The 11,937-nt window shown below is 61.3% G+C and carries 12 protein-coding genes and 1 riboswitch; of the genes, 1 reads left to right on the forward strand and 11 read right to left on the reverse strand.

From position 1 onward, the window contains the following. Position 1: 1 nt before the first annotated feature. The 6 genes from K5D32_RS05320 to cobO are packed head-to-tail and all read right to left on the reverse strand — an operon-like array spanning position 2 to position 5,922. Complete coding sequence (locus K5D32_RS05320; RefSeq protein ID WP_221599423.1) at positions 2-1,462, reverse strand: cobyric acid synthase; 1,461 nt, start codon at positions 1,460-1,462, stop codon at positions 2-4. Continuing rightward, positions 1,459-2,460, reverse strand: coding sequence for a threonine-phosphate decarboxylase CobD (gene cobD, locus K5D32_RS05325; protein WP_221599424.1), 1,002 nt, complete (start codon positions 2,458-2,460; stop codon positions 1,459-1,461). The genes K5D32_RS05320 and cobD overlap by 4 nt, the downstream gene beginning before the upstream one ends. Then, a complete protein-coding gene (gene cbiB / locus K5D32_RS05330) occupies positions 2,453-3,361 on the reverse strand; it encodes an adenosylcobinamide-phosphate synthase CbiB (protein WP_221577474.1) in 909 nt (302 codons plus the stop codon). The genes cobD and cbiB overlap by 8 nt, the downstream gene beginning before the upstream one ends. After that, entirely contained in the window at positions 3,358-4,008 is a 651-nt protein-coding gene (bluB, locus tag K5D32_RS05335; RefSeq protein ID WP_221577473.1) for a 5,6-dimethylbenzimidazole synthase, read from the reverse strand. The genes cbiB and bluB overlap by 4 nt, the downstream gene beginning before the upstream one ends. Next, positions 4,005-5,300 (reverse strand): cobyrinate a,c-diamide synthase, encoded by a 1,296-nt coding sequence (locus K5D32_RS05340; protein WP_221599425.1) that lies wholly within the window; start codon positions 5,298-5,300, stop codon positions 4,005-4,007. Before K5D32_RS05340 ends, bluB begins: the two co-directional genes overlap by 4 nt. A gap of 10 nt (positions 5,301-5,310) precedes the next feature. Beyond that, positions 5,311-5,922 (reverse strand): cob(I)yrinic acid a,c-diamide adenosyltransferase, encoded by a 612-nt coding sequence (gene cobO / locus K5D32_RS05345; RefSeq protein ID WP_221599426.1) that lies wholly within the window; start codon positions 5,920-5,922, stop codon positions 5,311-5,313. A gap of 91 nt (positions 5,923-6,013) precedes the next feature. Next, positions 6,014-6,236: riboswitch (cobalamin riboswitch) on the reverse strand. 104 nt (positions 6,237-6,340) lie between these two features. On the opposite strand from cobO, the gene K5D32_RS05350 reads away from it, so the two are divergent. Beyond that, entirely contained in the window at positions 6,341-7,660 is a 1,320-nt protein-coding gene (locus K5D32_RS05350) for a sorbosone dehydrogenase family protein (RefSeq protein WP_221599427.1), read from the forward strand. Positions 7,661-7,767: 107 nt separating this feature from the next. On the opposite strand, the gene K5D32_RS05355 is transcribed toward K5D32_RS05350, so the two are convergent. The 5 genes from K5D32_RS05355 to K5D32_RS05375 all read right to left on the reverse strand — a co-directional run bounded on the left by K5D32_RS05355 (position 7,768) and on the right by K5D32_RS05375 (position 11,895). Further along, positions 7,768-8,316 (reverse strand): C40 family peptidase, encoded by a 549-nt coding sequence (locus K5D32_RS05355; RefSeq protein WP_200992642.1) that lies wholly within the window; start codon positions 8,314-8,316, stop codon positions 7,768-7,770. An 84-nt stretch (positions 8,317-8,400) separates the two neighbouring features. Further along, positions 8,401-9,078 carry a C40 family peptidase gene (locus tag K5D32_RS05360; protein WP_025261328.1) on the reverse strand — a complete coding sequence of 226 codons (678 nt, stop codon included), beginning with the start codon at positions 9,076-9,078 and terminating at the stop codon, positions 8,401-8,403. Positions 9,079-9,153: 75 nt separating this feature from the next. Continuing rightward, on the reverse strand, positions 9,154-9,918 hold the full coding sequence (locus tag K5D32_RS05365; protein WP_221592653.1) for an NAD-dependent deacylase: 765 nt from the start codon (positions 9,916-9,918) through the stop codon (positions 9,154-9,156). Next, the gene (gene hda / locus K5D32_RS05370) at positions 9,912-10,616 is read right to left on the reverse strand and encodes a DnaA regulatory inactivator Hda (RefSeq protein ID WP_025261330.1); all 705 of its coding nucleotides are present in this window, start codon (positions 10,614-10,616) and stop codon (positions 9,912-9,914) included. The genes K5D32_RS05365 and hda overlap by 7 nt, the downstream gene beginning before the upstream one ends. 205 nt (positions 10,617-10,821) lie before the next feature. Beyond that, positions 10,822-11,895 (reverse strand): AI-2E family transporter, encoded by a 1,074-nt coding sequence (locus K5D32_RS05375; protein ID WP_221577467.1) that lies wholly within the window; start codon positions 11,893-11,895, stop codon positions 10,822-10,824. Positions 11,896-11,937: the final 42 nt, after the last annotated feature.

Consider the following 11,937-nt stretch of genomic DNA (forward strand, 5'->3'; position numbering starts at 1 on the left):
TTCACTTCACCTCCAGGCCGCACAGCTCGCGCAACAGCGGGCCATCAAGGTGTTTTTCCACCAGGTCGGCCAGACGCTCGATATCCCGCTCCCGCAGCCCGTGATAATCCACCTGCTGCACATCCTGCAAACCCGCCCAGCGCAGCAAGGCGCTACAGGCCGCAGGCGACTCGAACAGGCCATGCAGGTAAGTGCCGAAAATCTGCCCGTCCGCACTTTGCGCACCATCACAACGACCATCGTCCAGATGCACGGCAGCTTTTTCCAGAGCCGCGCCGCTGGTGACACCCGCGTGAATTTCATAGCCACAAACGTCGGCATCTTCCAGTGCCAGACGCCCGCGCACATTACGCAACTGCTTCTCGGCTTCCAGTACCGTGCTCATGTCCAGCAAACCCAGACCGGGGCTGGAGCCTGCCGCGCCCTCAAGGCCCAACGGATCATGCAACTGCTGGCCCAGCATCTGCAGGCCACCGCAAATACCCAGCAGCTTGCCGCCATAGCGCAGATGCCGGGCAATGGCCGTATCCCAGCCGTTGGCGCGCAGGTAAGTCAGGTCGCTGCGCACGCTTTTCGAGCCCGGCAGGATGATCAGATCGGCAGGCGGCACCGCCTGACCGGGACCGATGAATTGCAGATTGACCTGCGGGTGCAGGCGCAGCGGATCGAAATCGGTGTGGTTGCTGATGCGCGGCAGCACCGGCACCACGACATTCAGCACTTGCTCGACCTTGTCGGTCTGGCGTCGATCCAGGCCGTCTTCGGCTTCCAGATGCAGGTCCATCACATACGGCAGCACGCCCACCACCGGCTTGCCGGTACGTGCCTCAAGCCAGTCCAGACCCGGTTGCAGCAGCGCGATATCGCCACGAAAACGGTTGATGACAAACCCTTTGACCCGCGCCTGCTCGCTGGGCGACAGCAATTCCAGCGTGCCTACAAGATGCGCGAACACGCCGCCGCGATTGATATCGGCCACCAGCAGCACCGGGCAATCCACCGCTTCGGCAAAGCCCATATTGGCGATGTCATTGGCGCGCAGATTGATCTCTGCGGGCGAACCGGCACCTTCCACCATGATCACCGGGTAGGTCTTGCCCAGACGCTGGTGCGACTCCAGCACCGCCTTCATCGCGATCTCTTTATAGCCGTGATACGCCACCGCATTCATGGTGGTGACAGCGCGGCCATGGATGATGACCTGCGCGCCGGTATCGCTATTGGGTTTGAGCAGCACCGGATTCATGTCGGTATGGGGTTCAAGCCCGCAAGCCTGAGCCTGCACGGCCTGAGCGCGACCGATTTCGCCGCCGTCCGCCGTCACAGCACTGTTGAGCGCCATGTTCTGCGGTTTGAACGGAACCACCTTGACGCCCTGACGGGTCAGCCAGCGGCAGAGCGCGGTTACCAGCGTGCTTTTGCCGGCATCGGACGTCGTGCCTTGCACCATCAACGTGGTCATGGGGTTTCCTTGCGGTATGCGAGCAGTACATGTTCCAGACGCGACCAGTCGGCCTCTTCGCCAGGCAAGCCAAAGCGCAGGCTGCTGACCGCCCCCTGGCCTTCGAACAGACGCAGCAAGACTCCGCGTCGAGCGCAGAAGTCATGCAGGGCCGTGGCCTGCTCGGTAACCACCCACTGAAACAGCGCGCAGCCGCCTTGGGGGTTCAGGCCGTGATTGCTCAGCAATGCCACCAGACGCTCACTGGCCTGATCACAACGCTGGCGCTGGCGGGCATGGCCTTCAAGGTCTGCAAGACACGCCTGCCCCAGAATCCGTGTCGGCCCGCTGACCGCCCACGGGCCAATTTCTGCCGCCAGTGCCTTGAGCAGACCGGGCTCCGCCAGCACGAAGCCCAATCGCACGCCGGCCAGACCAAAGAACTTGCCGAACGAACGCAGCACGATCAGGCCGACGCGCCCCGTCTCGGCCGCCAGACTCGTGTCCGGCGTGTTGTCCATGAAAGCCTCATCAACCACCAGCCAGCCGCCGCGCTCGGCCAGACGGGCGTGCCATTCCAGCAAGCGCTCCGTGGTCAGGCGCAGGCCCGTGGGATTGTTGGGGTTGACCACCACCAGCACGTCGAGGCTGTCCAGAAAGTAATCCACTTCCTGTTCTTGCACTTCACGCACCAGAAACCCGCTTTTACGCCAGGCATGGGCATGCTCTGCATAGCACGGCGACAGGACGCCGACGCGACAAGCGCTGCGCACACGGGGCAAGGCCTGGATCGCGGCTTGCGAACCGGGCACCGGCAAGAGTTGAGGTACACCGTAATAGGCGCAGGCGGCGGCCTCCAGGCCGTCGTCGGTTTCCGGCAGACGCGCCCAGGCCTGTGCAGGAATCTCTGGGATCGGCCACGCCCAGGGCGCAATGCCGGTGGACAGGTCCAGCCAGTCGGCACGATCGATGCCGTAATGCTGCGCTGCCGCCCGCAGGCGACCACCGTGCTCAAGCATAGAACTCGGCCCCCACGCACAGGACCAGCAGCCACAGCCAGACGCCTCTTTGCACCAGTTGCCAGCCACGATCGATGGCATCCGCATCGGCGGGCACGCCTTCGCCCAGTTGCGGGCGCTGATGCACTTCACCGTGATAGATCGCCGCGCCACCCAACTCGACACCCAGGGCACCGGCACCAGCCGCCATTACAGGCCCGGCATTCGGGCTGTCCCAGGTCGGCCCTTGGGTGCGCCAGCAACGCAAGGCAAGGCGAGTCTTGCCCAGCAGCGCGTAGGTCAGGGCTACCAGACGCGCAGGAATGTAGTTGAGCAGGTCGTCGATTTTCGCCGCCGCCCAGCCGAAGCGCTCGAAACGCTCGTTGCGATAACCCCACATGGCATCCAGCGTATTACTCAGTCGATACAGCACCACGCCGGGCGCACCGGCCACCGCAAACCAGAACAGCGCGGCAAACACCGCATCGCTGCCGTTTTCCAGTACCGACTCGGTGGCTGCACGGGCGACTTCCGTCTCGTCCAGTTCGCTGGTCTGGCGGCTGACCAGATAACCGACCCGCAGCCGCGCTTCATCCAGATTGCCCGAGCGCAGGGCCTGGGCAACCGGTTCCACATGCTCGCCCAGGCTGCGCAAGCCCAGTGCGCAATACAGCGCCAGGATCTCCACCAGCCAGCCGATATAAGGCAGCCAGCTCAGGATGGTTGCCAGCAGGGTCAATGGCACCACAGCCACAAACCAGGCCGTGACCCCATGACTGCGCCAGCCACGTCCGCCGGAATTGAAACGCTGCTCGATACGGTCAGCCAGACGACCGAACGCCACCAGCGGATGTGAGCGTTTCGGCTCGCCGAGCAACGCATCCAGCGCTACCCCGGCAACGCTCAACAGCGCCACACTCATGGACTCACTCCCCATTGATTTTCATACAGCAATTCATTGAGTGGCCGCGCTTGCGCCCAGCCTTCCAGCACCAGCATCGGTGCCGGATAAAATTCTTCCACAGGCCCCAGGCACAGAATCGCCAGAGGTTTTGCGCCTTCGGGCATGCCCAGCAGGCTGGCCAGCGCCTGAGGATCGAACAGCGACACCCAGCCCATGCCCAGCCCTTCGGCCCGGGAGGCCAGCCACAGGTTCTGGATTGCACAGGACAAGGACGCCATGTCCATTTCCGGCAAGGTCCGACGACCGAAAATATGCTTCTCCCGATCGTCCATCAGCGCGGCCACCAACACTTCGGCGCAATCGGTGATGCCCTCGACCTTGAGCTTCATGAACTCGTCGGCACGCTCGCCCAGGGCTTCGGCGGTACGTACCCGCTCCTCTTCAACCTGAGCCTGCATTTTCACGCGCAGGGCCGGGTCGCTGATGCGGATGAAACGCCAGGGCTGCATCAGGCCGACACTGGGCGCCTGATGCGCAGCTTCAAGCAAACGTGCAAGCAGTTCGGGTGCCACGCTGCCGCCACTGAAGTGACGCATGTCGCGGCGCTCGGCAATTGCCCGATAGACCGCGGCCCGTTCCTGGGGACTGAACGCCTGATCGGTCATGGTGTGAACAGCGCCGCAACCGCCTGAGGATTGGAAGGGAAATAGAAGTGTACGTAGGAAGCCGTCAGACGCCCATCGCGATACACCGCCTCCGCGCCTCGCCCGCCATTGGGGCTGATGCCACGGGCAATGGGCTGCAACTCGGTGCTGGTCAGGGAGTGGTGATACGTGTGCCCGCGCAGCAAGCCTTCAGGCAGCTCGACCACTTGCAGGGCCAGGGCCGCCAGACGTTTTTGCATGACCGCCTCGCCACTGAGCAGGCCCACCAACTCGGCACGCTGCCCTTCGACATCGGTCAAGGCGTCGAGCAGATACAACATGCCACCGCACTCGGCCAGGATCGGCTTGCCTGCCTGATGATGAGCACGAATCGCCGCCAGCATCGGAGCGTTTTCGGCCAGCGCTGCATGATGAAGCTCAGGATAACCACCAGGCAGATACAGGCTGTCAGCTTCGGGAAGCTGGCTATCGCGAATCGGCGAGAAGAACGACAGCTCCGCGCCCATGGCCCGCAGCAGGTCCAGGCTTGCCCCGTAGGCAAAAGCAAAGGCCTCGTCACGGGCGATAGCGATACGCACACCGGCCAGCAGGGGTTCGACAGGCACAGGGTCAGGCGCATTGAAGGTCACGGCAGGCGGCAAGAGCACGTCGCAAGTGCTGGCCAGCGCATCGGCGGCAGCGTCCAGGCGCAGGTCCAGATCGTTGAGTTCACTGGCCTGCACCAAACCCAGATGACGACTCGGCAATTCGATACCGGTTTCACGGGACAGCGCGCCATACCAGCGCAGGCCTTCGGTCAGGCTGCCTTCGAGCAACTGCGCGTGACGCACGGTGCCGACCCGGTTGGCCAGCACCCCGGCGAACGGCAGGTCCGGTTGATAACGCGCCAACCCCAAGGCCAGCGCACCGAAGGTCTGAGCCATGGCAGTGCCGTCGATCACACCCAGTACCGGCACGCCAAAGTGACGGGCCAGATCGGCACTCGATGGCGTACCGTCGAACAGCCCCATGACGCCTTCGATCAGGATCAGGTCCGCCTCGGCGGCGGCTTCCCACAGCAGACGTCGGCTTTCGTCGGCGCCCACCATCCACAGATCCAGCTGGTAAACCGGCGCACCACTGGCCCGCTCCAGAATCATCGGGTCCAGAAAGTCAGGCCCGCACTTGAACACCCGGACTTTGCGGCCCTGATTACGGTGCAGGCGTGCCAGCGCAGCGGTGACCGTGGTCTTGCCCTGCCCGGAGGCGGGCGCGGCAATCAATACTGCCGGGCAATGACGCGGCGCTCTCATACAGGGTTACTCACAACTCGATGCCTTTTTGCGCACGGATTCCGGCCTGGAACGCATGCTTGACCACGCCGATCTCGGAAACGGTATCGGACAGGTCGATCAATTCGGGTTTGGCGCCACGGCCGGTCACCACCACATGCTGCATTGGTGGTCGGGCCTGCAGGTCGCTCAGTACTTGTTCCAGATCCAGATAGCCGTGCTTGAGGGCGATGTTCAGCTCATCGAGGATCACCAGGCCGATGCTGGAGTCGCGGAGCATTTCACGGGACACTTCCCAGGCGGCTTCGGCGGCGGCGATATCACGCTGGCGGTCCTGGGTTTCCCAGGTGAACCCCTCGCCCATCACGTGGTAGCGCACCTGCTCGGGGAAACGCCGGAAGAACAACTCTTCACCGGTGCTGTTGCGGCCCTTGATGAACTGCACCACGCCACACTGCATGTCATGCCCCATGGCCCGGGCGAGCATGCCGAATGCCGAACTGCTCTTGCCCTTGCCATTACCGGTCAGCACCAGCAGCAGGCCACACTCGTTGGGAGCGCTGGCAATGCGCTCGTCCATTACCGCCTTCTTGCGCTGCATGCGCGCCAGATGACGTTCGTCACGTTCGGGGGATTCGTTCATCTCAGCTCTCCGCTTGAGGGCACGCGAAAGCAGACGGAAGGACAGCATCAGGCAGCACGGCAAAGCCCTGCGCAGAGCATCGCCCGCCGTGATGCTGTTGAGTGGATCAGGCCGGTCTCCGGGCTCATGAGCAGGCATCTGCCTGGCCTGCGCGCCTTCCCGTGTTGTGAAACACAGTGGCATCGAGCGCAGTCTTGACTCATTTACCGTTGCGGGGGCAGCGCCGGGATCGGAGTTGCAGTGCGTCCTCACCGGCTTCCCTGTTTCACTCTGCCAATCGAGGATTGCAAAGCACCTGAAACAAGCCGCGAAGGGTAGAGGGTTGGGCTGGGAGCGTCAATCGACACAACATGATTGAACCTCGACAGTTCAGGTCCCTCCTATCTTTATCTGGCCACTGACCGTTATGGAGATCGGCATGTTCACACTCAGACCCCGGCTTGCCTTGCTGCTTCTGGTTGCAGGAGGCCTCACCGCCTGCGGCGAGTCTTCGACGCTGCAAGTCTCGGATGGTACCGGCCCTTCGCCCAGACTGCCCGAGCCGAACAAGACCCTGATCCCGACCGTCAACATCGCCCCAGCCGTGGGCTGGGAAAAGAACGCCAGACCAGTCGCCGCGCCCGGCACCCAGGTCGCCGCCTTTGCCGAAGGGCTGGATCACCCGCGCTGGCTGTACGTGCTGCCCAATGGCGACGTGCTGGTCGCGGAAACCAATTCACCGCCCAAGCCTGACGACTCCAAAGGCATACGCGGCTGGGTCATGGAGAAAGTCATGGGCCGCGCCGGAGCCGGCGTGCCCAGCGCCAACCGCATCACCCTGCTGCGCGACAAGGACCACGACGGCGTGGCCGAAACCCGCACGGTCTTCCTGCAAAACCTCAACTCGCCGTTCGGCATGACGCTGGTAGGCAACAAGCTGTATGTGGCCGATACCGACCGCCTGATCAGCTTCCCTTATGAAACCGGCCAGACCACCATCAGCGCCCAGGCCACCAAGGTCGTCGACTTGCCTGGCGGCACGCTGAATCACCACTGGACCAAGAACGTGATTGCCAGCAAGGACGGCAGCAAGCTGTACGTGACGGTCGGCTCCAACAGCAACGTGGGCGAAAACGGCATGGACCAGGAAGAAGGCCGCGCCGCGATCTGGGAAGTGGACGCTGCCAGCGGCCAGCACCGGATTTTCGCCTCGGGCCTGCGCAACCCCAATGGCATGGATTGGGAGCCCAACACTGGCAAGTTGTGGACCGCCGTCAACGAGCGTGACGAGATCGGCAGCGATCTGGTACCTGACTACGTGACCTCGGTGCAGGATGGCGGTTTCTATGGCTGGCCTTACAGCTACTACGGCCAGCATGTGGATGAGAGGGTCAAACCGCAGAAACCGGAACTGGTCGCCAAGGCCATATCGCCCGATTACGCAGTCGGCCCGCACACCGCATCCCTGGGTCTGGTGTTCGCCGACGGCAAGACGCTTGCAGCGCCGTTCAACGAAGGCCTGTTCATCGGCCAGCACGGCTCATGGAACCGCAAGCCACACAGCGGATATAAAGTGGTGTTCATCCCCTTCAGCGGCGGCAAACCCAATGGCGCGCCTGTGGATGTGCTGACCGGTTTCCTGAGCGCAGACGAAAAAGCCCAGGGTCGCCCGGTGGGTGTGGTCAATGACCAGCATGGCGGATTGTTGGTGGCGGATGATGTGGGCAACAAGATCTGGCGGGTGACGTCGGTGAAATAACCCACGCCCCGGTAGGAGCGAATTTATTCGCGAGAGGCCTGTACATCCGAAGAAAATGTATAGGCCTTCAATGACGTCTCGCGAATGAATTCGCTCCTACGCAGAAGTCAGTTATGCAGCTGTGCGTTCTGCGCCAGATTCGAGGGCTGGATCACGCGCTTGGCGTTGAGGTAGGACTTCTGCCAATAGGGCTTGTCCAGGCTGTCCAGCTTCACCGTGCCACCGGTTGCCGGTGCATGCACGAAGCGCCCTTCTCCGACGTAGATACCCGCATGGGAAACCTGCGAGCCACCGGAAGTGGCGAAGAACACCAGATCACCGGATTGCAGCTGTTCACGCCCGACATTCGGAGCGCCCATCACAATCATGTCGCGAGTCGAGCGTGGCAACGAGATACCCGCCGCGTCACGATAGACATAGCCGATCAGACCACTGCAATCGAAACCCGAATCCGGTGTATTGCCACCCCAGCGATAAGGCGTGCCAACCAGCCCGAGCGCACGAAACAGTACGTCTTCAGCAGCCTGAGAGAGAATTTGCGGGGGAGCAGAAAGCACCGGGCGCTGAACGACACGGGGCTGAGGAGGTGGCGAGCTGGCACATGCACCCAGCAACGCAGCGATGGAAATGACCGCCAGACGTAACGTAATCGACATAACCACAACAACCTGATCTGGATGCGGCCAACACTGCCGAGAAGCTGAAAATGCAGACAGGCTCATGCCTGTCTGCGCACTACATCATTTATGGCGCTTGAGTGTAGTCGATGTCATGGCAGTGGTCTGCACAGGCTCGCTGGAAGGAGCCATTGCCAGAGCACGCTTGGCCTCGATGAACGTCTTGCTCCAGTAGGCGTCATCGAGGCTGTCGATGCGCACACCACCACTACGGCGGCTGCTGGAATGGATGAACTGATCGTCACCCAGGTAAATGGCTGCATGGCTCACACGACCGCGACCACGGGTGCTGAAGAACAGCAGGTCACCGGGCTTGAGGTCATTGCGCGACACCAGAGGCGCATTCACGTTGATCATTTCGCGAGTGGAACGCGGCAGGCTCATGCCAGCCTCTTCACGAAACAGATAACCGATGAAGCCGCTGCAATCGAAACCCGAAGTGGTCGAAGAACCACCGAAACGGTAGCGAGTACCGATCAGGGATTTGCCACGCTCCAGGATGCTGTCGGCCAGAACCGGCAGTTGGTAAGGCTTGTTGTCAGCAAAACCGGCCAGTTCTTCTTCGGTGGCGAGTTCTTCCTGCAACATGGCTGCATCTGCACGGCGAGCCGGAGATTGCGAGCTGATCGAATTCTGGTACTGCGGTTGTTGCTCTTGAGAAACCGGTAAATTGGCAGAGCAACCAAACAAAAAAGTAACGAGTGCGAGAGGCACGAGGGGTGCGAAGCGTACTACTTGCATGGGCACGACCGTGGCTGAACTGTTAAGAAGGCGAGACTATGCCCGCTATCAAGATGATTTGCAAATTCAATCGAATCAAATGTGACTTATGAGTTTTTCCATGACATGTGCTGCCCGGCACTGCAGAAAAACGTCCATCTGACCACTGTGATCGGTGGGCGCCGGATTGATTTCTGCGGTGAATCCCCCGCAAATACGGGTGCGCAGCACGGGTTCATGGATGTAGGGGAAGCTGGCGGTGGTGCCGATACTCAACACAGCATCAAAGCCTTTGGCCATCTCTTCATAGAGTGTTTCAAGAGCTTTCTCGGGCAACATCTCCTGAAACAGCACGACGGACGGTCGCAAAACGCCACTACACTTCCGGCACAAAGGCGGCAGCGGCCGCAGCAGATGCTCACTCAGATGAGGGTCTTCTTCGCCACAGGACTGACAAAACAGTGGAGCCATTTGCCCGTGGATCTCGATCAGGCGTTCCGGCGGGCTGCCAGCGGCACGATGATAGCCATCGACGTTCTGGGTCAGCACCCAGCATTCGGGCTTCATCCGCTGCAATTGGGAAATGGCGTAATGCGCTGCATTGGGCTGGCCGCCCAGACACGCCCTGCCCAGTTCGGCGATGTATTTCCAGCACAGCTCCGGATCACGGCGCAGCATCGGCCCGGACAACGCCACCTCAATGGGCAGGCCGTCATCGGTCTTGCCATTATAAAGGCCGCCTACACCGCGATAGGTGGGCAGACCCGAATCCGCCGAAAGCCCCGCACCGGTAATCACCAGAATCCGCTGCGCATGACGCAATGCTGCCGCCGTCTGCATCAGCAAGGCCTGATCTACCAACCCAGGGTTTCCTTGAGGAAGGGAATGGTCAGCTTGCGCTTTTCCTGAAGAGAGGCCTGATCCAGACGCTCAAGCAATTCGAACAAAGCGTTCATGCTGCGGGTGCCACGGGTAAGAATGAAATGCCCGACTTCATCGGTCAGGTGCAGACCGCGACGGGAAGCGCGCAGTTGCAGGGCGCGCAGCTTGTCTTCATCGGACAGAGGACGCATCTGGAACACCAGCGCCATGGTCAGGCGAGACTTGAGGTCCGGCAACTTGACCGGCAGTTCGCGAGGCGACTGAGAAGCCGCGATCAACAGGCGACGCCCGCTGTCACGCAGACGATTGAACAGATGAAACAGCGCCTCTTCCCATTCCGGCTTGCCCACCACCGCTTGCAGATCATCCAGACAGACCAGCTCGTACTGCTCAAGGTGATCGAACAGCTCGACGCCTTCATCGATGACTTCGGCCAGTGGCAGATAAACAGAAGGTTCACCCATCTGCTCGAAACGAAGGCAAGCCGCCTGCAGCAAGTGCGTGCGCCCTACCCCATCCTTGCCCCACAGATAAATCAGGCTTTCCGTCCACCCCGCGTCGGCCTCGCACAGGCGCTCGACATAGCCGAGAGCCGCAGCATTGGCGCCGGGATAGTAATTGATGAAAGTGGCGTCATCACGCAGACGGACACTCAGGGGCAGCTGAATCGGTTTCATGCTGACGGGCACGGTTCAGGCGAACCGTTAGGGACCTCTGGGAAAGTGCGCAAAGTTTATACCCGTGGCGTCGACGGCACAATGCGCCATACCCCAAGCAAAATCAAAGACTTGCGCTTTGGCAGCGCAAACCTTCGCCAACAGGGCCCGGGCTGCCCTGCTGGCGAAAACGTCTGAACACAGAATTCAGACACGTTGCAAAGCCTTATAGATCAGGGTCTTCCATGCCGCTGTAGACTTCAGAACCTTTATAAAGGTCATGAAGATGGCGCAACAAGACCATGATCACCGCCGCCACCGGCAGCGCCAGCAGAATGCCGGTAAAACCGAACAGTTCGCCACCCGCCAGGATCGCAAAGATCACCGCCACCGGGTGCAGGCCGATACGGTCGCCCACCAGCAACGGCGTCAGCACCATGCCTTCGAGCATCTGGCCGATCATGAACACGGCGACGATGCCCAGCAGCGGATACAACTCACCGCCGAACTGGAACAGACCGGCCACCAGCGCAGCGCCAATACCGATCACGAACCCCATATAAGGCACGATGGCAGCCAGCCCGGCGATCACGCCGATCAGCAGACCAAGCTCAAGGCCCACCAGCATCAGACCGGCGGCGTAGATCACGCCCAGACCGACCATCACCAGCAACTGGCCACGAATGAACGCGCCGAGCACTTCATGACATTCGCCAGCCAGTTTCACCACCTGGTCTTCACGATGGCGCGGCAGCAGGCCGCGAACCTTGCCGGTCATCAAGTCCCAGTCGCGCAGCAGGTAGAAACACACCACCGGGATCAGCACCAGATTGGTCAGCCAGCCGATCAGCGCGAGGCTCGACGCCGTGGCTTGGGACAGCACCACGCTGACGATATCCCCCGCCTGCCCCATATGCTCGGAAAGCGCGGTCTTGAGCTTGTCGAATTTCCAGAACCCGTCAGACAGGCCGAACTTGGCCTGCACCCACGGCAAGGCCGTATGTTGCAGCCAGTCCAGAATCTGCGGCGCTAGCTCATAAAGGCGGAACAACTGTTTGGCCAGCATCGGCACCAGCACCAGCAGCAAGGCCATCAGCACCAGTGTGAACAGACCGAATACCGCCACCACGCCTAGGGTTCTCGACATGCCGAGCCTTTCCAGGCGATCCACCAGGGGATCGCCCATGTAGGCCAGCAGCAGCGCTACCAGAAAAGGCATCAGGATCGGATGCAGCATGAATATGAACACAGCCAGCAGGACAATCCCGACAGGCAAGTACCAACGCTTTGTATCAGTCATCAATGACCCCAACCCCAAGAGAAAACGTACTCCGGCACGCTT

This window comes from Pseudomonas cichorii, assembly GCF_019719005.1.
GTDB lineage: Bacteria > Pseudomonadota > Gammaproteobacteria > Pseudomonadales > Pseudomonadaceae > Aquipseudomonas > Aquipseudomonas cichorii_E.

Coding starts and splice junctions, on each gene's coding strand:
- K5D32_RS05320 (WP_221599423.1), bottom strand. CDS start 1,462: ATGACCACGTTGATGGTGCAAGGCACGACGTCCGATGCCGGCAAAAGC.
- cobD (WP_221599424.1), bottom strand. CDS start 2,460: ATGCTTGAGCACGGTGGTCGCCTGCGGGCGGCAGCGCAGCATTACGGC.
- cbiB (WP_221577474.1), bottom strand. CDS start 3,361: ATGAGTGTGGCGCTGTTGAGCGTTGCCGGGGTAGCGCTGGATGCGTTG.
- bluB (WP_221577473.1), bottom strand. CDS start 4,008: ATGACCGATCAGGCGTTCAGTCCCCAGGAACGGGCCGCGGTCTATCGG.
- K5D32_RS05340 (WP_221599425.1), bottom strand. CDS start 5,300: ATGAGAGCGCCGCGTCATTGCCCGGCAGTATTGATTGCCGCGCCCGCC.
- cobO (WP_221599426.1), bottom strand. CDS start 5,922: ATGAACGAATCCCCCGAACGTGACGAACGTCATCTGGCGCGCATGCAG.
- K5D32_RS05350 (WP_221599427.1), top strand. CDS start 6,341: ATGTTCACACTCAGACCCCGGCTTGCCTTGCTGCTTCTGGTTGCAGGA.
- K5D32_RS05355 (WP_200992642.1), bottom strand. CDS start 8,316: ATGTCGATTACGTTACGTCTGGCGGTCATTTCCATCGCTGCGTTGCTG.
- K5D32_RS05360 (WP_025261328.1), bottom strand. CDS start 9,078: ATGCAAGTAGTACGCTTCGCACCCCTCGTGCCTCTCGCACTCGTTACT.
- hda (WP_025261330.1), bottom strand. CDS start 10,616: ATGAAACCGATTCAGCTGCCCCTGAGTGTCCGTCTGCGTGATGACGCC.
- K5D32_RS05375 (WP_221577467.1), bottom strand. CDS start 11,895: ATGACTGATACAAAGCGTTGGTACTTGCCTGTCGGGATTGTCCTGCTG.